We start from the raw sequence: 21,939 nt of genomic DNA on the forward strand, positions 1-21,939 counted from the left end.
CCAAAGTAATAACTACCATTTATAACTTAAAACTATAAATAGGTAGTTTATTTATATTTGTAGTCTATATATTATCATAATATACTAAATTATATAACAAGTATGATAATTAAAAATGCAACGATGAAATATGATTTGATTTTAGGGGTAATTGTGCAATATTGCATATATTAATGAAAAATTATAATAAAACAAAGGAGTAGTGAACTATGCGAAAAATCGAAGCTAAAAAAGGTTTAGATATAGAGTGTAAAGGATGGGAACAAGAAGCTGTATTACGAATGTTGTATAACAACTTAGATCCTGAAGTAGCTGAGCGACCAGAAGATTTAGTTGTTTATGGTGGTATTGGTAAAGCTGCTAGAAACTGGGAAGCATTTGAAGCTATTGAAAATACTTTACGTGATTTAGAAGCTGATGAGACTATGTTAGTTCAATCAGGTAAACCTGTTGCTGTATTTAAAACACATGAAGAAGCACCTCGCGTATTATTATCAAATTCAGTATTAGTTCCAGAATGGGCTAATTGGGATCACTTTAATGAATTAGATAAAAAAGGCTTGATGATGTATGGGCAAATGACAGCAGGTAGCTGGATTTACATTGGTTCACAAGGTATTGTTCAAGGAACATATGAGACATTTGGTGAATTAGCTAATCAACATTTTGATGGTAAATTGTCTGGCACAGTTACATTAACGGCTGGATTAGGCGGTATGGGTGGTGCGCAACCACTTGCTGTTACGATGAATGGTGGAGTCGTAATTGGCGTAGATGTAGATGAAACGCGAATTGATAAACGTATTGAAACACGTTATTGCGACGTAAAAACACATAGCTTAGATGAAGCTTTAGAATTAGCAGCTGAAGCACGCGATGCAGGTAAACCACTTTCAATTGGACTAGTGGGTAATGCAGTTGATACGCATAAAGCAATTTTAGATAAAGGCTTTAAAATTGATATCATTACTGACCAAACAAGTGCACATGATCCTTTAAATGGATATGTACCACAAGGTTACTCTTTAGAAGAGGCAAAGGCATTAAGAGAAAAAGATCCTAAAGAATATGTAGAAAAATCTGAAGCTTCAATGAAAGAACACGTATCATTAATGTTAGCTTTCCAACAAAAAGGTGCAGTTGCGTTTGATTATGGTAATAATATTCGCCAAGTTGCATATAATAATGGCTTGGAAAATGCATTTGATTTCCCTGGATTCGTACCAGCATATATTAGACCGCTATTCTGTGAAGGTAAAGGACCATTCCGTTTTGCGGCATTAAGTGGTGATCCAAAAGACATTGAACGTGCAGATGAAGAAATGAGAAAATTATTCCCAGATAACGAAAAGTTAATTAGATGGTTAGATTTGGCAGAGGAAAAAATTGCGTTCCAAGGTTTACCATCAAGAATTGCTTGGTTAGGATATGAAGAAAGAGCGAAGATGGGCTTAGCATTAAATAGACTTGTTCGTGAAGGTGAAATTTCAGCACCAATCGTTATTGGTCGTGACCATTTAGATTCTGGTTCAGTTGCGAGTCCAAACCGTGAAACAGAAGGGATGCAAGATGGTTCAGATGCTGTAGGTGACTGGGCAGTATTAAATGCCTTAATCAATACAGCAGCTGGTGGTTCTTGGATTTCATTCCACCATGGTGGTGGTGTAGGTATGGGTTACTCTTTACATGCTGGTATGGTAGTTGTAGCAGATGGTTCAGAACGAGCTGATAAACGATTAGGACGTGTATTAACTACAGATCCGGGTATGGGAGTAGTGAGACATGCTGATGCAGGTTATCAATCAGCAATTGATGTTGCAAATGAAAAAGGCATCAAAATTCCAATGATTAATGGTAAAGGAGCGAAATAATGAACGATTTAATTATCCAAAATATAAAACAGTTAATTTTACCGAAATCTACGGATAGACCTTTAAAAGGAGCAGAATTAAATGAATTAGAAATCATTGAAAATGGTACAGTCGTTATCAATGATGGGAAGGTCGTTTATTCTGGTTCACATACAGATGAATATGAAGCTAATGAAACAATAGATGCCACTGGTAAAGTAGTATCACCAGCATTAGTAGAAGCACATACGCATTTAGTTCACGGCGGTTCGAGAGAACACGAGATGTCATTAAAACGACAAGGTGTTTCTTATTTAGAAATTTTAGAGCAAGGTGGCGGAATCTTATCAACAGTTGAAGCTACACGCAATGCCACAGAAGATGAATTATTTGAAAAAGCTGAGAAAAATCTATTAACAATGATTCAACATGGTGTGTTAGCTGTCGAAAGTAAAAGTGGTTACGGTTTAGATAAGGAAAATGAATTAAAGCAATTAAAAGTTTCAAATCGACTTGCTGAGAAATATAACTTAGATATGAAACACACATTCCTTGGACCACATGCGGTACCTAAAGATGCTGAATCAAATCAAGCATTCTTACAAGAAATGATTGACTTATTACCGGAAGTTAAAAGTTATGCAGACTTCGCAGATATATTCTGTGAAACAGGCGTATTTACCGTAGAAGAATCTAAAAAATATATGCAAGCAGCTAAAGAGCAAGGCTTTGCTGTGAAGATTCATGCCGATGAAATAGATCCATTAGGTGGTTTAGAATTAGCAATTGATGAAGGTGCGATTTCTGCAGATCACCTTGTGGCATCTAGTGAAGAAGGCAAAGCTAAATTAAGAGATAGTGATACAGTAGCGGTATTATTACCAGGAACTACTTTCTATTTAGATAAAGAACAATATGCAGATGCGCGCGGTATGATTGATAATAATGGAGCAATTGCAATTGCTACTGATTTTAATCCTGGTAGTTGTGTAACGAATAACTTACAGTTAGTTATGTCTATCGCAGCATTAAAATTAAAATTATCACCAAATGAAATTTGGAATGCTGTTACAGTAAACGCAGCAAAAGCAATTGATGTTGATGCTGGTACAATTAATAAAGGTGATAAAGCAAATATTGTTGTTTGGGATGCACCAAACCATGAATATATTCCGTATCATTATGGCGTAAACCATGCTCAAAAAGTTATTAAAGATGGCAAGGTCATTGTAGATAATTCATTTGAATTATAATACGTTAAGGCAGCTCAGATATTCATTTCACAATGTTTCAGTTTGTTAGGTTGTCAAATTTGAAAGCATCTTTGAATCATGAATTTTATAATGAAATAAATATGTGAATTAATGGGACGACGAAATCTGTTTGGAAGATAAATAGATTCACGTCTCATTTTTGTTTTTTGAGATTTTTAAAATATTTAATACATTATTAATGTAACGGAAAAAATTACAAATCGGAGTTTATTAAATATTTTGACAATTATGATAATATGGATGCAAGGGGGATAGGAGGTGCGCAACGTATGGAAAAAAATACTTATCTCACACAATGAACGAATAATTTAAAGCATAATGTATTGGTTGGTATACTATTAGCATTATCATTAATACCTGGTGCAATTGCTTTTTCTTTTATTGCAGGTGTGAGTCCTTCTATTGGATTAATGAGTACAGGTATTATTATGATTGTCATAAGTATTGTCGGCAATCGTTCATTAATGATATCAGCTCCAAGCAGTGGTGTTTCACTGATAGTTGCCCCTTTGGTTTCGGATTCCGGGTTAGTCGGTCTAATTATGGCAACGTTTATCATGGGACTAACTCAAATTATATTTGGTTTATGTCGATTGAATCGTCTTATTGATATCGTACCTCAAGGTGTTGTAATTGGCTTTATGAATGCGTTAGGTATAATATTATTATCATCTCAATTAGAGCATATTTTTCCATCTACAATAACAACATATGGTATCGTAGTTGTTTCGTTTGTGATGATTTGGGGGTTACCCAAAATTACAAATCAAATTCCATCCCCTTTGATAACGATAGTGGTAATGTCTATCGTTACTTGGCTATTCCAATTAAATAGTGAATTAGTGAAAGATATCTCTATGGTTCAACTCGATTTCAATTTATTTATTATGTTTGATCATATAATGAATCGCCAATTATGGTTGACTGCATTGGTTTATGGTATTGCGATGGCTATAGTTGCAACAATTCAAAACGCACTTACCGAGCAAGTGTTAGATCAACTTACGAAAGTTGAAAGTGATGTAAGCAAGGAATCTATAGGTCAAGGGATTGCTAATATTATCACGAGTTTCTTAGGTGGATATGGTGGAAGTGCACTTGTAGGTCAATCGCGATTCAATGTTGCTATGGGTGGCACTTCTAGAGTATCTTCATTAATTACTGGAAGCTTTTTATTGCTCAGTATCTATCTGTTTGGTTCTTTATTGATTCAAATCCCTATGGCAGTCTTAGCAACTGTACTGATAACTATTGCATTTAGCACATTTGATAGAAGAACGATTGCATATATAAAGCAAGCGCCAGTGGTGCATGGAAGCACAGTTTGCTTAACAATATGTATTATTTTAGTTACGAACAATTTAGCAATGGGAGTAATTGTAGTAACGCTTTGTTACTATTTAATAAAGAATGTAATAAATAAAGAAGGGACGTGACATAACATGCCACAATATGAAGATTATATAAATTGGAGAAGAACGTTTCATCAGTATCCTGAATTATCAGAGTATGAATATGAAACGACGAAAAGGTTGCGTCGTATATTAGAATCATATGATATAACAATTTTAGATTTACCATTAGAAACGGGTTTAGTCGCGGAAATCGGTCAAGGAGATTCATTTGTAGCAGTAAGAACAGACATTGATGCTTTACCAATTAATGAACAAGTAGAAAATGAATTTGCTTCTACAAATGAAGGCGTAATGCATGCATGTGGTCATGATATACATATGGCAAGTATCTTGGCCGTAGCAACACGTTTGAAGGAAGTAGAGTCAGATTTAAATGGAAGAGTAAGGTTTATTTTCCAACCAGCAGAAGAATTAGGTTATGGAGCGTTTTACATTACAGATACCAAAGCGATTGATGGTGCTAAAGCAGTGTTAGGTTATCATAACTACCCTACATTAGATATTGGCGAGTTTGCAGTGAAATCTGGTGTCATCACATCATCAGTGGATCGTTTTGAATATAAGATAAAGGGAACAGGTGCGCATGCAGCAAAGCCTGAGCAAGGAAATGATCCAGTCATTGTATTAGGTCAATTGATAAACAGTGTGCAATCTATTGTCAGTCGTAATATGTCAGCATTTGATAATGCTGTCGTAACAATTGGTGAGGTTTCAAGCGGTAATACTTGGAATGTTATTGCTGATCATGCGTATGTACAAGGTACGGTAAGAAGCTTTGACGAAGATAAAAGAAATGAAATTGAACAACGATTAAAAGCAATTGGCGATGGATTAGCCAAAGCCTTTAATGTTGAAATAGAAACAATCTACCACCGTCTCCCTGGTGCTGTCGTTAATGATGAAAAATTGACAAATGACGCCATTACCGTTGCAAAAGAAGTAGGTTACAACGTAAGTATTATGGACGAACCGTTAACAATTGGCGAGGATTTTTCTGGATTCTCTCAACAATACCCAAGCGTATTTGTCTTTATTGGCTCAAACAGTGAATATGATTTACATCATCCGAAGTATGATCCGGATGAGCGTATTTTAGAAAAGGTACCAGATTATTTTGTTACTTTTGTACAAAAGCTATTAAATGAAGTTTAATTATAATTAGTGCTATTTTGTATTAATCAGAAACATATTGGGTATTGAATATATAAGTAAAATGTATTAAGGAGTGTTTACTTATGTCTGCTCAAGATCCTAGAAAGAAATTTTCAAACAAAGATTTTCCAAAGCAAGAACAACCTGTTCCTGGACTACAACAACAATTAGACCCTCAACCAGATTGTGGAGAATCATCATATACAGGCCATCATAGATTAGAAGGTTATAAAATGTTAGTAACTGGTGGTGATTCTGCAATAGGTCGTGCTGCTGCAATTGCGTATGCAAAAGAAGGTGCGGATGTTGCAATTAATTACCTCCCTGATGAACAAGTCGATGCTGAAGAAGTGAAACAGGTAATTGAAGCTGCTGGCAGTAAAGCAGTGCTTATACCGGGTGATATTCGAAATGAACAATTTAACTATGACTTGGTTGCACAGGCACATCAAGAATTAGGTGGACTGGACAATGTGACGTTAGTCGCTGGTCATCAGCAATATCGAGAAAGTATCAAAGGCTTTGATACAGCTTCCTTTACAGAAACCTTTGAAACGAATGTTTATCCTATATTTTGGACAGTACAAAAGGCGATAGATTATTTAAAACCCGGAGCAACGATTACATTGACATCTTCTGTTCAAGGTTATAATCCAAGTCCAATATTGCATGATTATGCTGCAACCAAAGCGGCAATCATTTCATTGACCAAAAGTTTATCTGAAGAATTAGGTGAACAAGGTATACGTGTTAATTGTGTTGCCCCTGGTCCATTCTGGTCACCGTTACAAATCTCAGGAGGACAACCTCAATCGAAGATACCGACCTTTGGTCAAAAGTCAGTACTAGGACGTGCAGGTCAACCTGTTGAGTTGGCAGGTGTATATGTCCATCTCGCAGCTGAAGAATCTAGCTATACAACTGGTCAAGTGTATGGTGTTACAGGCGGAACCCAAATAGATTAAACAACAAAAAGTTAGAAAATCTGGAAGTTGATTTTCTAACTTTTTATTTATGAGGAGTAGAACAAATGAAAAAATTCGAAGCAGCAAAGTTAACAAAGCAACAAAACTATAAGTTATTGAGTGGTAGTGTTATCCCAAGACCCATTGCATTTGTAACATCACAAGATGAGAAAGGCATGCTCAATGCAGCCCCTTTTAGTTTCTTTAATGTGGTCAATAGTGCGCCACCGATGATTATGCTATCAACAACTCGAACTGCAGGCAAAAGGAAGGATACTTCCTTAAATATCGAAGCAACTGAAGCATTTGTTGTGCATATAACAGATGAAGATACTGTAGAACAAATTAATCGTACAGCAGCTCCAATTGCAAGGTCATTGAATGAATTAGAACGAACAGACTTAACATGCGTTGATTCTGATGTCGTATCTGTACCTGGGATTGAACAAGCTAAGATACGCTTAGAGTGTAAATTAGATAGAATTATTCCCTTAGGTGATAAACAAGAGGGATCTGATTTAATTATTGGAGAAGTAGTGATGTTTCATATTGATGATACAGTTTATATAGAACCGCATAAGATTGATTCTAAAGCATTAGGAGCTGTGAGTCGTTTAGCTGGAAATAATTATGCGAATCTTGGACAATCATTCATCATTGAACGTCCAACAGAATAGTAATGCACATGTTAAATCATCAAACTCTGTACTCGTTTATTAAAGGAATAAGTTTGACAAAGTTCAGATTAAATATTAATATTTAGCAGTATTTGACGTTAACATTCAAGAATTCTTGTAGTAAAAAAATAAAACATACTTATCAAGAGAAGTGGAGGGACTGGCCCTATGATACTTCGGCAACATGTAAAAGCGTGTGCCAAATCCAGTAGCAACTATTGCTAGAAGATAAGGAGCTTAAATTAACTCTTTTCTTCAAATGAATGAAAAGAGTTTTTAATTTTTATAAGATATTAAACCGTTAAATCATAATTGATATCAAAGGAAGTAGGTTGAATATGAAAGAGCAGTATAAAGGCAATGCATGGGCATTGATTCCTTTAATCGTCTTTGTGGCGATGTTTCTAGGTGTTGGTATAGCAACGGGTGATTTTACGACAATGCCATTAAACGTTGCAATTATTGTGGCCTCTATCATTGGCTTGTTATTAAATAGAAAAGAATCGTTTCAACAGAAAGTTGAAATATTCACGAAAGGTGCAGGACACTCTAACATTGTGTTAATGATGTTGATTTTCCTATTGGCTGGTGCCTTTTCACAAACAACGGAAGATATGGGTGGTGTAAAATCCACTGTTAATTTAGGTTTATCAATTATTCCAGAAAATTTAATCATAGTAGGCTTATTTATTATTTGTATGTTTGTGTCTGTTTCTATGGGGACATCTGTAGGAACAGTTGCTGCAATCGCACCTGTAGGCTTCGGATTGAGTCAAGCAACAGATGTATCAGCTGCGATTACAATGGCTACAGTTGTAGGTGGTGCGATGTTTGGTGATAATCTATCGATGATTTCTGATACGACAATTGCCGCAGTACGCACACAAAAGACAAAAATGAGTGACAAATTTAAAGTAAATATAAAAATAGTACTTCCTGGGGCAATACTGACTATTATTGCACTATGGTTTTTAACAAATGGTGCACATATCGATGCGACTAAAAATTATGATTATAATATAATTAAAGTTATACCATATTTATTGGTACTTATACTGGCATTAGTAGGAATTAATGTAATCATTGTCTTAATTGGTGGTACTTTACTATCTGCGATTATAGGATTGGTTGATCATTCATTTGGCTGGAAAGGGCTATTAAGTTCAATATCAAAAGGTATTGTCGGCATGGAAGATATTGCAATTATTGCATTGTTAATTGGTGGTTTAGTTGCGTTGATTCAACATAATGGAGGCATTACGTGGTTATTAAATTTTGTGCGTAATAGAGTTAAATCGAAACGTGGAGCAGAACTGGGTATTGCCGGATTGGTAAGTGCTGCAGATATTGCTACTGCGAATAATACGATTTCTATACTTATGGCCGGTCCGTTAGCTAAAGACATCGCTGATGAATACGATGTCGATCCTCGAAAGTCGGCAAGTATTTTAGATATGTTTGCTAGTTGTTTCCAAGGGCTTTTACCATATAGTCCACAAGTTATAGCAGCTGCTGGTGTTGCATCCATATCACCATTTGATTTAGTTCCATACGCTATTTATCCTGCGTTATTAGGTGTCTGTGGTTTAGTAGCAATATTCTTTAGATTACCGAGATTAGATAAGAAAAAGCGTAAAGCATAGCTAGATTGTTAGATTCACATGCTAATGTTTAATTGTATATTTTAAATTAATGTATAATAAACAATAACGTTATTTACTAACTTTAAATTCTGTAAATAGATGTAATGAAAATAAAAATACTAAGTAAGTGTAATAAATATTTAGATTTATATTTGTTTAACTTAATCGAAATAAAAGGATTATTGTTTAGAACTTACCTAGAATGAGTTAAAATATACTTAAGAGTGAAAGTAGGTGAACAATCGTGGCAAGATATAATATTGAAAATGAAAATGTTGAGATACAACTTGAACGATTATTTAAAGTCGAGCCTGAATTATTATATCAAGCGTGGACAGATCAACGTTTTTTAAAGCAATGGTTTATGACATCTGAGCGAACGAATAAAACAATACAGGTTGATGCGAATCAGAATGGAACGTATAAAATTGTCGACGTTAGAAAAGGTAAGGAAAATATAGTCCAAGGAAGCTTTATCACATTAACACCTTACGAATATATTGTAATGACAATAGGCATGCCTGAACTGAGTGATTCTGAAGATACTATAGAAGTAGAAATATTTGAACGCGAACCAGGCATCACACAAATGGTATTTACGTATAATGCTGTAGTACCAAGAGAAAGAAGATTTACAACATTAGAATATAAACAAAAGAAAAAAGAGTATCATGATTCTACTGCCCATGGCTTTGAAATGTTATTTGATAAGTTACAAATCGCATTAGAAGATTTTGAAGCAGAAATGTAATTAATCTTAGTAGGTTACAGTGCTTTATTAAAATATATAGGAGAGTCATTACTCATTTTCTAAATAAGATGTCTAGAGATTTAAAACTCTGACTAATAAATTAAGGTGATTTCTATTGCAATAATAATAGAAATCACCTTTTTTATTTGAAAGGAAAAAAGCATATCATGATAAAAGTATAAACAACCGAATAGTTATTAGTAATATATGCGAGATTGTGTGCGAGACTCCTAAGGGAACAGGACAAGCTGAAGACTACAGGCTGAAGCTGTCCCCTAGGAAAGGGAGCAAAACAATCTTTTAAAAAAATACCAACCCGTAAGACGCATTCAATCTTGGGTTGGCATGCCATTTTTAGATTAGCTTAAATCTGAATCTGTAATTCACCATTTTCAATTCTCTCATTATATTTACGTAATAATGTCTCGAAAAAGATATGATAACTAATAAAACTAGAATAATCAGTGCCATCTTGAAGGAAAAAAGTATTACTAGACACGTAAATATTATAATTTGCCTTTTGAGCTAACGAGTTATCTTTTAAATTTGTAATAGAAATAAAGTAATGATGACGCAAACGTAGCAAATTCGTAATACCTTCTAACTGTTTAGATTCTCCAGATAATGAAATAATAAAGAACAAGTCTTTCGACGTTGTTTTATTTAAAATCATCTTGAATTCATGGGGATCATGCAAAACAATAATATTCTTATGCACTGTAAGTAAGATACGCTGCGCTTCTTGTGCGACATTCATTTGGGCTAATCCAGTACCATAGAGATAGATAGTATCAGCTTGATTTATTTTATTAGTTACGAGTTTAAAATCAATGCGATCTAAATAATTAAAGGTATTTGTAATTTCTTGTTTGAAATTGTCAATAGAGTCTGTCGTTAATGCATGAGTTTGTTCACTTTCGAATTTTAAGTAAGACTTAAAGTCACTATACCCATCAAAGCCTAATTTTCTAGCAAAACGATGTATCGTCGCATTGGAAGCATGTGTTGCTTGCGCTAATTCTTGAATCTTCATTGATTTACATGCTTCGATATGAGTATTAATATATTGTGCGATATGTAGATCATTGTCATTCAACTTATTAAAGTTGCTATTTATACGTTCATCTAAAAAAATAGTATCACCCCATTTTTTGAAAATATTTTCGTGTTATGAAAATATAATCTGATTATATAAAATTATTCGATTTATCGTCAAACTATTGTTTATATGTAAGCGGTTACTATATGATGTAAGAAAGTTAAATATTGAAAGGTATGCAAGTCAAGATAAAAAGTAACAATAGATTTTATTTTGACGGTAGGAGGGATGTAAATGAATGCAATAAAACGATTTGGTAGTGCTATGATTGTGCCTGTATTGATGTTTGCATTTTTTGGTATAGTCTTAGGTTTTGCTACTTTATTTAAAAATCCGGCTATTATGGGAAGTATTGCTAAGGATGGAACAACATGGTTTAAAATTTGGTCCGTAATTGAAGCGGGTGGTTGGACTATTTTCAATCACATGGAAATTGTTTTTGTAGTAGGTTTGCCACTCTCTTTAGCTAAAAAAGCACCTGGGCATGCAGCACTTGCAGCATTAATGGGTTATTTAATGTTTAATACATTTATAAATGCAATTTTAACGCAATGGCCACATACATTTGGTGCCAACTTAGAAAAAGGTGTTGAAAATGTTACTGGTCTAAAAGCTATTGCAGGTATTGAAACATTAGATACAAATATTCTAGGTGGTATTATCATTTCAAGTATTATTACCTGGATACATAATAGATATTACAGTAAGAGGCTACCAGAAATGCTAGGTGTGTTCCAAGGATTGACTTTTGTTGTTACAATATCATTCTTTGTTATGTTACCTGTAGCATTAATCACTTGTATTGTATGGCCAACAGTTCAAAATGGTATTTCATCATTACAAGGATTTATTATTGGTTCAGGATATATAGGCGTATGGCTCTACCATTTCTTAGAAAGAGTATTAATTCCTACTGGGTTACACCACTTTATTTATGCACCTATCGAAGTAGGTCCAGTCGTAGTGAATCATGGATTGAAAGCAGAATGGTTTGAACATGTAAATGACTTTGCTAGAAGCTCGAAACCATTAAAAGAACAATTCCCATATGGATTTATGCTTCAAGGGAATGGTAAGGTCTTTGGTGCAATTGGTATTGCGTTAGCAATGTATTCAACGACACCTAAAGAAAATAAGAAAAAGATTGCAGCATTGTTAATTCCAGCAACATTAACTGCTGTAGTTGTAGGTATTACTGAACCATTAGAATTTACGTTCTTATTTATTGCACCATACTTATTTGTACTACATGCTATTTTATCTGCAACTATGGATACTTTAATGTATGGATTTGGTTTAGTTGGTAACTTTGGTGGAGGTTTGATTGATTTCTTTGCAACAAACTGGATTCCACTTGCACAAAATCATTGGTTAACTTATGTTATTCAAATTATTATTGGGCTTGCGTTTACTGGTATTTACTTCGTCCTATTCAGATTTTTAATTTTGAAATTCGATATACCTTTACCAGGTCGTAAAAAAGAGTCTGATGACATTAAATTGTATAGCAAGAAAGATTATAAGAGTAAAAATGAAGATAAAGGCTCACAACCTGTTGCAGGAAACGAATATGAAGAAAAAGCGTTGTATTACTTAGAAGGTTTAGGTGGTAAAGAAAATATTAAAGACGTAACGAACTGTACAACACGTCTAAGATTAACAGTTGAAGATATAGATAAAGTCGAAGATAGTGATTACTTTACACATAATCAAATGGCACATGGATTAGTGAAAAGTGGGAAAAACGTACAAGTTGTTGTTGGAATGTCAGTACCTCAAGTACGTGAAGCATTCGAAAATATTGTGAATAATTAATTTGAGCAAATAGATAAATCATAGTATAGCGCTATAGAACAGAAAGAGCGATGATAGTTAGCAAGAACTAATAACTATCATCGCTCTTTGTATGTTGAAACAAAGCATAGAGAACACACGAGAGTAGCACTGACTAGGTCGCACATATCCAAATTTATTTATAACGATATTCAACTTAGTTATAAATAATGTTCTAAAATTTAAAAATCCTCTCTATCAAATTTAGAGAGGTAAGTAATAAAGATTTAGTTTTAACAATCAATTTAAGATATACGTGCTTTATGGACAACACGCTGCTGTGCTACAGCACATAAAATATCTATATTATGAGTTGCGATTTTATTAATTAATCTTGAAAAGACTGCTGCAGAACAATTTACATTAACTTTATTTTTGTTAAAAGTGTATGAGATGTCTTCGGTATTATTTATCATATTAATAATGTCGATAATTTTATCTTTAATAAAAGCATCACGTAACCCATCTATTGTTAACACGAAACGCTTTGAAGATAATAATAAACGATCAGAATCAATTAATTTATCTGAGTATGAAGATTCTAAAATTTGATATATATCAAAATTATGGAAGCTTAAAAAGCTAATCACATAAGGCAATTGTTGTTTTGGTAAGTTAATCTTTAAAGCATATAGATGCTTTTCCTTATAAATTGAAAACTTGAATGAATTACAAAACTTTATTTGTTTACAAACTTTGGCTAAATCTTTTCGTGTCTTACGTTTATTAAGTCCACCAATATTCAACACAAATGTTTCTGTTTTATCTAAAAACATATAATACCTCCACATCTATATAAAAATGAACCTGAATATAATACATAATATTCAATTGTAGTTTAATTTTCACCAGTTTTAATTTCTATTAAATTGTACCACTCTTTTTTGTTATATTCACTAGGTCTTAAGAACGAAGTTCAATAAAAGTTGATTACAAGGGTGTTAAGCACTATTAACAAATATTAGAATATTTCGAAAATTATATTGTTCAGACTATGAAAGTATGATACATTTTTCTTTATTACTACATAGAGGAAGTGTTCAAAATGATATCAAAGGTAAGTAGATTCGCGACAAACACATTCTTAGTATGGATGTTGATTGCAGCTATTATTGGGTTCATATTCCCAAATCAACTTGCTACAATAAGCGGCTTTGTCCCATATCTATTGGGTATTGTAATGCTAGGTATGGGTTTAACTATAGATCCGAAAGATTTTAAAATTGTCTTTCAACAACCAAGATCGGTTATTATTGGTGTGATTTTGCAGTTTACAATCATGCCAACGACTGCGTTTCTCATTGCTAAATTATTTAATTTACCTGCAGAAGTAGCAATTGGAGTTATATTAGTAGGTTGTTGTCCAGGTGGCACATCTAGTAACGTAATGAGTTATTTAGCGAATGCCAATGTCGCATTATCGGTAGCTATTACAAGTGTATCGACAATTCTTGCTCCGATTATGACACCAGCTTTAATTTATCTATTCGCACATCAATGGTTACAAGTATCATTTATGAGTATGTTTTGGTTGGTAATTCAAGTTATCTTAATTCCAATAATTATTGGTTTTGTGTTGCAAAAGCTATTCAAAAACTTTGCTGCCAAGACGTCAACTGCACTTCCAATTGTTTCGGTTGTAGCCATTTCATTGATTTTGGCATCGGTTGTTGGAGGTAGTAAGTCACAAATTTTACAAACAGGTCTGTTAATATTTGCAGTTGTTATTCTACATAACGTTGTAGGTTATACTTTGGGCTATACTTTAGCTAAAGTATTTAAACTTGAACGTGCAGATAAAAAGGCCGTGTCGATTGAAGTAGGGATGCAAAATTCAGGTTTAGCAGTTTCCTTAGCTACGGTTCATTTTAGCCCATTAGCAGCTGTGCCTGGTGCAGTCTTTAGTTTAGTACACAATATTACTGGTCCAATATTGGCGAAATATTGGCATAAACGATAATAAAAATATGAGTGCTCGAGCCTATTACTCCAACTTAAATTGCTGGGTAATAGGCTTTTTTAGATAGGTATAACCATGTATGCATATATTATGATGTTGTTGTAATTTGTTGCGAAATGGTTTGAGCGCGTTTTTTAGATAAATATGCTAAGATAGCAGTAATTTCATTGAAAGAATCAGCAGCAGACTTGAGTGATTAAAATAACATAATGAAAGTTAAATAGGAGGTATGTGTGATGTATAGAGCAGTCGTATTTGATTTCGATGGTACAATCATTGACACTGAGCAACATCTGTTTCAAATTATTAATAATCATTTAACAGGTAATGGTTTAGATCCTATTTCTGTGGACTATTATCGTCAATCGATTGGTGGCGCCGCTACAGAATTACATAACTATTTAGAAGCGCAACTTGGACTTGAAAAAAAGTCAGCCATATATCAAGAACATAACGAAACAAGTGTGAATTTGCCAATCAATAAAGAGGTAGAAGCGTTGATGAAATATTGTAAACAGCGTCATATACCAATGGCAATTGCTACAAGTAGTTATAGAAAGGATATTGAACCTACCTTTAAACGTTTAGGATTAGAGCAATATATGGACATTATTGTTGGACGTGAAGATGTCGACGAAGTAAAGCCTAATCCAGAATTGTATTTAACAGCGGTTCAACAATTAAATTATAATCCAGTTAATTGTTTAGCAATAGAGGATTCGGTTAATGGTGCGACAGCGGCAATTAATGCGGGTTTAGACGTTATAATTAATACTAATCGTATGACTGAACTTCAGCCGTTTCAAACTCTTAATTTTACTGCTAAAGATGTTACAGCAAATGAAATTATTGAACACTATTTTGAACAGCGTGGGAGTAAATAATAATGAATGCATATTTACTATTATTTTTCTTAGGAGGGCCACTTGTATTAGCAATTGGCAACTTAATATTAGGTCCGATATTCAATCGTAAGATCCCATTTGCCATTCATTTACGTTCGTTTATCATAGCAACATTGCTTTATTTAATTGGGGCAACTATCTTATATTTTTTACTATTACAAGATAAGCTTTAATAAAAAAGATGTTTATAGTTTAAGTCTAGCTAGTGACTCATACTGTAAACATCTTTTTGTTATATTATTTAGTAAATTGGAATATTAAAGTAACTATCACTAACACGAGTAAGATAGCATCTATACCGACCATAATTGCAAAGCGTGGATTCTTTTCACCATTAGCTTTACTTTTTTTAACAGCTTTTAAATTTGGAATTAAACTGACGATTAATAATATTAATATGATGATTCCTAAGACAAGACTCACTTTTTATCACTGCTCGCTTTCTTTTTTTCAATATATTCCCAAAGATATCCTGCAAGAACACCAATGATAATACCTATAATAATACCAACTTTTATGGCTGAAAATAAGGCGCTTACTAAAATAGCAATTAATAAAGTAATCGGTATCGTAATGCCGAATTTATATTTTCGTTCTGGAGAATTAACAATTGAAAATAATACAAAATATAGTACACCAAATACGACTGCAGCCAAAAGCGATTTTAAAAATACTGACATAAATGCGTGATGTGAACCACTAAAATAATTTAACAGAAAAAATAAAATGCCGAAAACGACTGCATAACTAAGCGTTCGTTTAATTGAGTTTGAAGCCATAATGTACTCCTTTTTATTTGAAAGATTACAAAAAGTATAGCATATATTATGGTTGAATAAGAACTCATGACAATTTAACGATTAATTGTCGAATTGATGATGATCATTTAGATAAGCATAGAACAATCCAATGATTAAACCGCCTCCAATGTAGTTGCCTATCGCAGCGCATACTACATTAACTATAACTGGAATCGTTTCTATTATTGAACTCTGATAGATAAAGCCTGCAGCAAATAGTACAGAATTATATACGACATGTTCGTATCCCATAAAGGCAAATATCGAAACACCAAACATCATTACAAACATTTTTGCTAAGACGTCATCTATTTGCATTGCAATAACTAAAGAGATATTGATAAAGAAATTGGCAAAGATCCCCTTGATCAATATTGCAAACCAACTTGCTGTTAGTGTCTTGTGTTCAATTATTGCATCGAGATGTATCATCATATCAGGTGTCATGACATCAGAAGCACGCATCAGTAAGAAGAGGATGAGGCCTCCAACCGTGTTACCAATAAAACATAAGGTGAATATTTTAAATACACGGGTGGGGGCAATGACTCTGTAATATAAACCAACTGTGAAATACATAAAGTTACTCGTTAATAACTCAGAATTTGTAAAAAGAATAAGTACGAGCGCAAAACTAAATGCAGTTGACGCGATTAGATTAGAAATACTAGGTGACATTTCAGTTCCAAAGTTGGCTTTCAGTGATAATACAAAAACAATAATTGTACCTAAGATAAAACCTGCCATAATCGCACGTAACAAATAGCGTTTGAAATAAAAACTTTGAAGTATATCTTTGGTTTTAATTGTTTCTACGACATGGTTCACCCAAACTTTCCCATAAAAAACTTTATCCCATTGCACATTTTTTCCGTTCAAGGTTGTGTCCTCACTTTCATTTGATTTAAAGCTAGTATACTATGTCTCTACACATTTGTGAAACTTTTCACAAATAATACAATTTTTACTTTATAAGCCTTGAGAGAGGTATTTGTAGAGAATAGAAGAAAAGATGGAGAGGGAGAAAAATTATGCTTTACAATTTATAGTAAAATCGCGTACAATTAAAAAACGGAAATGTAAGGGCTTACATTGTTTTAGTTTGGTATTTTAATTTTGCCAATTTATAGTATAATAGCGACATGATAAGTGATTAATTATACTTATATTTGAGAGAGATGGGGTTTGAATGAGATGAATGATAATAATGAACTTCAGAGGGGATTAGGTGCGCGTCAAATGCGGATGATTGCATTGGGTGGTACCATAGGTGTAGGTCTATTTATGGGAGCTACAAGTACAATCAAATGGACTGGACCTTCTGTAATATTTGCTTATTTAATAGCAGGTATCTTTTTATTTTTAGTTATGCGAGCAATGGGTGAGATGGTTTATTTACATCCTACATCAGGTTCGTTTGCCAACTTTGCAAGTGATTACATACACCCAGTGGCAGGTTATTTGACTGCTTGGAGTAATATATTTCAATGGGTAGTCGTCGGTATGAGTGAAGTTATCGCCGTCGGAGAATATATGAATTATTGGTTCCCAGATTTACCACAATGGATTCCAGGCGTTATCGTGGTTGCCTTGTTAATGGGAGCAAACTTAGTTTCTGTTAAAGCCTTCGGTGAGTTTGAATTTTGGTTCGCGATGATTAAGGTAGTTACAATTATCTTAATGATTGTTGCAGGATTTGGCTTAATCTTCTTCGGACTTGGTAATGGTGGAGAAGCAATTGGTTTATCTAATTTATGGTCACATGGTGGCTTTATGCCAAATGGTTGGGTTGGATTCTTCTTTGCTTTATCAATCGTAATTGGTTCATATCAAGGTGTTGAATTGATTGGTATTACAGCAGGTGAAACAAAGGATCCACAGAAGAATATTAAGAGCGCAGTAAACGGCGTAATCTGGCGTATATTAATTTTCTATATTGGAGCAATTTTCGTAATTGTTACAGTTTATCCTTGGAATGAATTAGGCAACATCGGAAGCCCATTCGTTGCGACTTTTGCTAAAGTAGGTATTACTTTCGCTGCTGGATTAATTAACTTTGTAGTATTAACTGCAGCAATGTCTGGTTGTAACTCAGGTATCTTTAGTGCGAGCCGTATGACTTTAAACTTAGCTCAAAAGGGCATGCTACCTAAATTCTTTACTAAAGTAATGAAAAATGGTGTTCCTTTCTGGACAGTAACAGCGATTGCAATTGGTATCTTAATTGGAGCACTATTAAATGTTATCTTGCCACTATTCATTAAAGGTGCAGATAGTATTTTTGTTTATGTTTACAGTGCGTCTATCTTACCAGGTATGGTACCATGGTTTATGATTTTGATTAGTCACTTAAGATTCAGAAAGCATCACCCTGAAGAATTGAAAGGGCATCCTTTTAAAATGCCAGGTGGAGCAATCACTAACTATGTAACAATGGCATTCTTTATCATGGTATTAATCGGTATGTTATTTAATAAAGAAACAGTCGTATCTGTAGTAATCGGTATTATTTTCTTATTATTAATGACTGCATTCTATTTCATTAAAGGCTATCATAAGTTAAGTAAGAACGAGCAATTATAAAATTATCTGACTTATTAAAAAAATGTATCTTCTTATATGGAGATCGTTATCAGTTAGGTATATTAAACAAGAGAATATATAAATGTATCAAACCTTATCAAGGCGTGTATCGTCTTGATAAGGTTTTTTAATGCATCATTATTAATAGACAGCTTTATATTAGAATTATGAATATGGTATATAATCCTTTTCAGATAAAAAGCGAGAGTTATTAATGAAAATGAATATATAATGCAACTTATTTACATAAATTTTACATCTTAAAAACAATAACTCAACACTCTTTGCTTACACTTACAGTATAAGCTTGATAATACATATTAAAGGAGTTATTAATTATGAAATTCTATAATAAGTTAGCAACAGTATCGGTGACTAGTGCAATTGTTATGGGTTCTGTCTTGGGAAATGCACAATCAACTTTCGCATCGAGTGGGGGAAATAGTTCAGATCAACCTGCCGATGTATCATATATGGGTAATACAAAGAACCCTAAGAATGTTATTTTCTTAGTAGGTGATGGAATGGGACCATCGTATAATAGTGCTTATAGATACTTTGCGGATAATCCTGAAACTAAAGAAATGGACAAGACAGCATTTGATAACTACCTATTAGGTACACAACGTACAAATCCAGATGATCCAAAGGAAAATGTTACAGACTCAGCAGCAGGTGCAACGGCATTTAGTTCTGGCCATAAAACATTTAATGGAGCAATTGGTGTTGATGCAAATAAACAAAAAGTTAAAACTGTATTAGAACAAGCAAAAGAAAACGGGAAGTCAACAGGTCTAGTTTCAACTGCAGAAATCACTGATGCAACACCTGCAGCTTATGCAGCTCACGTTGATGACAGAGATAAAAAAGATGAAATTGCACAGCAATTTTACAATGACAAAATTAATGGTAAACATAAAGTTGATGTATTACTTGGCGGTGGTGCAGAATACTTTGGCGATAAAAATGGTAATTTAACAGATAAATTCAAAAAGGATGGTTATGATGTTGTAGATAATAAAACAGATCTACAAAATTCAACGAGTAAACAAGTATTAGGATTGTTTGCTGACAATGACATGCCATTACAAATTGATGCGCCAGAAAAAAATCCTAAACTAGTTGAAATGGAAGACAGTGCAATTAAGCGATTAGAATCAAATGACAAAGGTTTCTTCTTGATGGTAGAAGGGGCGTCAATCGATAAATCAGGACATCCAAATGATGTTACTGGTGTAATGTCAGAGATGAGTGGTTTTGAGAAATCATTTGATTATGCGATGAATTATGCAAAATCACATCCTGATACATTAGTTGTTGCAACAGCAGATCACTCAACTGGTGGTATGACAATCGCAAAAGGTAAAGACTATGTTTGGAATCCAAAAGCTATCCATCAAATGAAGCATTCTGGTTCATATATGACTAAAGAAATAGCAGAAGGTAAAGATCCAGAGAAGGTAATTAATGACGGCTATGGCTTTGAAGTTTCTAACTCTCAAATCAGTAAGATTAAAGATGAAGCTGAAGCACTGAAGAAATATGATGAGGAAGATAAAGAATATGAAGCGCAATTCCAAAAATTACAAGATGCAATTCAAAAACCAATAAATGATAAATCACATACAGGTTGGACAACAAATGGACATACTGGAGAAGATGTGAATACGTATGGTTTTGGTCCAGGTAGTGATCGATTTAAAGGTAATATTGATAATACAGACAATGCTAACAACATATTTGATTTCTTTAAACATGACGTAAAGCAATAAATATAAAATAACATTGTTATAACTTAATGAACTAAAAAGCACCTAATTTCAGGATTTCCTGTCATTAGGTGCTTTTTATAGTAGCTGAAGATTTGAAAACGTTAATGTTTAAATTTTATTAAAGATAAATGCTTTCGATAATTATTGAGTGCCATTTTAGATTGTGTGATGGAATCAAGAGATGATTCATAATTCAATGCAATGTAACGATAATATAACACATCAACTGAAAATAATTGTGCAAACAGTGAAGTGGTTGCTGCCATACGTAATTCATTCTCATCGGTTTGTCCGTAAATTAACTTGTAGTTTGAAACTTGTGCTATGGGATTATCAGCTGTGCTAGAAATTGTGATTATAGGAATATTATAATCACTTGCGACACTAGCCATTGAACGTAATTCACTATGACTACCTTGATTCGTAATGAATATAATACAATCTTGATTATCGTGTGTCGCAAGTGTTGTTATAAACAAATGTGTCTCTTGCACTAATCGGACATTAAGCCCGATACGTGATAATTTTTGATACAAATCAGTAGCTATAACAAATGATGCACCATAACCGAAGATAAATATATTGCGTGCTTGCTTTATCACATGGCAAATTTCATCTATACTTTTAGCATCAATATGCGTTGCAACGAAATTCATAGTATCTGTCGCACGTGATAACATCTTTGATTTAAGTGTATCAACTGATTCATTTGCAACAAGTTCAAGGTGAGTATTATTTGTCGTATCTTCTGGTAAATAACGTGATAGTGCAATTTTTAATTCTTGGAACCCTTTGCCTGTAACTTTCCTGCTAAATCGTACAATTGATGCTGTACTCGTATCGATTGCTAATGCTAAGTCTTGTACAGACATATCAATAATTTTGTGTGGAGCATTTAAGATAAAATCAGCTATTTTCTTTTCACTTTTTGTAAAATCAGGATACTGCTTATCAATTTTGTAAAGTAAATTCGTCATTATAAATCACCTAAACTATCAGTTTCTCTCATAGCTTTAGTTGTGCCGAATAAATAAGTAAAAATAAAACCACCGGCATAAGCTGAGAGCAGTCCTCCTATATATCCTAGATACATATGATCTGAAATTAATGGTAATAGTGATATACCACTTGGGCCAATTGCAGTCGCACCAATGTGTCCAATGCCTCCGATTACTGCGCCACCAATACCGCCGCCAATACAAGCTGTGAAGAATGGTTTGCCGAGGGGCAAGGTTACACCATAAATTAATGGTTCACCAA

The 21,939-nt window shown here is 33.6% G+C and carries 20 protein-coding genes, 1 pseudogene and 1 riboswitch; of the genes and pseudogenes, 14 read left to right on the forward strand and 7 right to left on the reverse strand.

Features of this window, described 5'->3' with window-relative positions:
• Positions 1 to 209 precede the first annotated feature (209 nt).
• From hutU to SH09_RS09145, 8 genes are all read left to right on the forward strand, one after another.
• Positions 210 to 1,871 (forward strand): urocanate hydratase, encoded by a 1,662-nt coding sequence (gene hutU / locus SH09_RS09110; RefSeq protein ID WP_042739344.1) that lies wholly within the window; start codon positions 210 to 212, stop codon positions 1,869 to 1,871.
• Positions 1,871 to 3,103 carry an imidazolonepropionase gene (gene hutI, locus SH09_RS09115; RefSeq protein WP_042739345.1) on the forward strand — a complete coding sequence of 411 codons (1,233 nt, stop codon included), beginning with the start codon at positions 1,871 to 1,873 and terminating at the stop codon, positions 3,101 to 3,103. The genes hutU and hutI overlap by 1 nt, the downstream gene beginning before the upstream one ends.
• Before the next feature lie 344 nt (positions 3,104 to 3,447).
• Positions 3,448 to 4,560, forward strand: a complete 1,113-nt coding sequence (locus SH09_RS09120; protein WP_042739346.1) for a SulP family inorganic anion transporter — start codon at positions 3,448 to 3,450, stop codon at positions 4,558 to 4,560.
• A gap of 6 nt (positions 4,561 to 4,566) precedes the next feature.
• Positions 4,567 to 5,691: an amidohydrolase gene (locus SH09_RS09125; protein WP_042739347.1), complete on the forward strand. Its 1,125-nt coding sequence runs from the start codon at positions 4,567 to 4,569 to the stop codon at positions 5,689 to 5,691.
• 83 nt (positions 5,692 to 5,774) lie between these two features.
• Positions 5,775 to 6,656 carry an SDR family oxidoreductase gene (locus tag SH09_RS09130; RefSeq protein ID WP_042739348.1) on the forward strand — a complete coding sequence of 294 codons (882 nt, stop codon included), beginning with the start codon at positions 5,775 to 5,777 and terminating at the stop codon, positions 6,654 to 6,656.
• Between the two features lie 65 nt (positions 6,657 to 6,721).
• The gene (locus SH09_RS09135) at positions 6,722 to 7,333 is read left to right on the forward strand and encodes a flavin reductase family protein (protein ID WP_042739349.1); all 612 of its coding nucleotides are present in this window, start codon (positions 6,722 to 6,724) and stop codon (positions 7,331 to 7,333) included.
• 136 nt (positions 7,334 to 7,469) lie between these two features.
• Positions 7,470 to 7,568, forward strand: a riboswitch (SAM riboswitch).
• 103 nt (positions 7,569 to 7,671) lie between these two features.
• Positions 7,672 to 8,976 carry a Na+/H+ antiporter NhaC family protein gene (locus SH09_RS09140; protein WP_042739350.1) on the forward strand — a complete coding sequence of 435 codons (1,305 nt, stop codon included), beginning with the start codon at positions 7,672 to 7,674 and terminating at the stop codon, positions 8,974 to 8,976.
• A 244-nt stretch (positions 8,977 to 9,220) separates the two neighbouring features.
• Entirely contained in the window at positions 9,221 to 9,727 is a 507-nt protein-coding gene (locus SH09_RS09145; protein WP_042739351.1) for an SRPBCC family protein, read from the forward strand.
• A gap of 364 nt (positions 9,728 to 10,091) precedes the next feature.
• Here SH09_RS09145 and SH09_RS09150 read toward each other — a convergent pair whose 3' ends face one another.
• On the reverse strand, positions 10,092 to 10,862 hold the full coding sequence (locus tag SH09_RS09150) for a MurR/RpiR family transcriptional regulator (protein WP_042739352.1): 771 nt from the start codon (positions 10,860 to 10,862) through the stop codon (positions 10,092 to 10,094).
• Positions 10,863 to 11,060: 198 nt separating this feature from the next.
• Here SH09_RS09150 and SH09_RS09155 point away from each other — a divergent pair, with 198 nt between their 5' ends.
• The gene (locus tag SH09_RS09155) at positions 11,061 to 12,641 is read left to right on the forward strand and encodes an alpha-glucoside-specific PTS transporter subunit IIBC (RefSeq protein WP_042739353.1); all 1,581 of its coding nucleotides are present in this window, start codon (positions 11,061 to 11,063) and stop codon (positions 12,639 to 12,641) included.
• A 263-nt stretch (positions 12,642 to 12,904) separates the two neighbouring features.
• Here the strand turns inward: SH09_RS09155 and SH09_RS09160 are convergent, their stop codons facing one another.
• Complete coding sequence (locus SH09_RS09160) at positions 12,905 to 13,435, reverse strand: hypothetical protein (RefSeq protein WP_042739354.1); 531 nt, start codon at positions 13,433 to 13,435, stop codon at positions 12,905 to 12,907.
• 269 nt (positions 13,436 to 13,704) lie between these two features.
• Here SH09_RS09160 and SH09_RS09165 point away from each other — a divergent pair, with 269 nt between their 5' ends.
• From SH09_RS09165 to SH09_RS09175, 3 genes are all read left to right on the forward strand, one after another.
• Positions 13,705 to 14,619 carry a bile acid:sodium symporter family protein gene (locus tag SH09_RS09165; protein WP_042739355.1) on the forward strand — a complete coding sequence of 305 codons (915 nt, stop codon included), beginning with the start codon at positions 13,705 to 13,707 and terminating at the stop codon, positions 14,617 to 14,619.
• A gap of 236 nt (positions 14,620 to 14,855) precedes the next feature.
• On the forward strand, positions 14,856 to 15,503 hold the full coding sequence (locus SH09_RS09170; protein WP_042739356.1) for an HAD family hydrolase: 648 nt from the start codon (positions 14,856 to 14,858) through the stop codon (positions 15,501 to 15,503).
• A gap of 2 nt (positions 15,504 to 15,505) precedes the next feature.
• Positions 15,506 to 15,697, forward strand: a complete 192-nt coding sequence (locus tag SH09_RS09175) for a hypothetical protein (RefSeq protein WP_042739357.1) — start codon at positions 15,506 to 15,508, stop codon at positions 15,695 to 15,697.
• Positions 15,698 to 15,761: 64 nt separating this feature from the next.
• On the opposite strand, the gene SH09_RS09180 is transcribed toward SH09_RS09175, so the two are convergent.
• From SH09_RS09180 to SH09_RS09190, 3 genes are all read right to left on the reverse strand, one after another.
• Positions 15,762 to 15,947 (reverse strand): hypothetical protein, encoded by a 186-nt coding sequence (locus SH09_RS09180; protein ID WP_042739358.1) that lies wholly within the window; start codon positions 15,945 to 15,947, stop codon positions 15,762 to 15,764.
• Positions 15,944 to 16,303, reverse strand: a complete 360-nt coding sequence (locus SH09_RS09185) for a hypothetical protein (RefSeq protein ID WP_042739359.1) — start codon at positions 16,301 to 16,303, stop codon at positions 15,944 to 15,946. Before SH09_RS09185 ends, SH09_RS09180 begins: the two co-directional genes overlap by 4 nt.
• A gap of 81 nt (positions 16,304 to 16,384) precedes the next feature.
• The gene (locus SH09_RS09190) at positions 16,385 to 17,203 is read right to left on the reverse strand and encodes a formate/nitrite transporter family protein (protein ID WP_042739360.1); all 819 of its coding nucleotides are present in this window, start codon (positions 17,201 to 17,203) and stop codon (positions 16,385 to 16,387) included.
• A 315-nt stretch (positions 17,204 to 17,518) separates the two neighbouring features.
• Between SH09_RS09190 and SH09_RS09195 the strand changes: the two genes are divergently transcribed.
• Both SH09_RS09195 and SH09_RS09200 read left to right on the forward strand, forming a co-directional pair.
• Positions 17,519 to 18,907, forward strand: coding sequence for an amino acid permease (locus SH09_RS09195; RefSeq protein WP_042739361.1), 1,389 nt, complete (start codon positions 17,519 to 17,521; stop codon positions 18,905 to 18,907).
• 338 nt (positions 18,908 to 19,245) lie between these two features.
• Complete coding sequence (locus tag SH09_RS09200; protein WP_042739362.1) at positions 19,246 to 20,679, forward strand: alkaline phosphatase; 1,434 nt, start codon at positions 19,246 to 19,248, stop codon at positions 20,677 to 20,679.
• Positions 20,680 to 20,780: 101 nt separating this feature from the next.
• On the opposite strand, the gene SH09_RS09205 is transcribed toward SH09_RS09200, so the two are convergent.
• Both SH09_RS09205 and SH09_RS09210 read right to left on the reverse strand, forming a co-directional pair.
• The gene (locus tag SH09_RS09205; RefSeq protein WP_042739363.1) at positions 20,781 to 21,656 is read right to left on the reverse strand and encodes a MurR/RpiR family transcriptional regulator; all 876 of its coding nucleotides are present in this window, start codon (positions 21,654 to 21,656) and stop codon (positions 20,781 to 20,783) included.
• Positions 21,656 to 21,939: pseudogene (locus SH09_RS09210) on the reverse strand (PTS transporter subunit EIIC); the annotation flags it as partial. The pseudogene SH09_RS09210 and the gene SH09_RS09205, both read right to left, overlap by 1 nt.

The organism is Staphylococcus gallinarum, assembly GCF_000875895.1.
GTDB classification, from domain to species: domain Bacteria; phylum Bacillota; class Bacilli; order Staphylococcales; family Staphylococcaceae; genus Staphylococcus; species Staphylococcus gallinarum.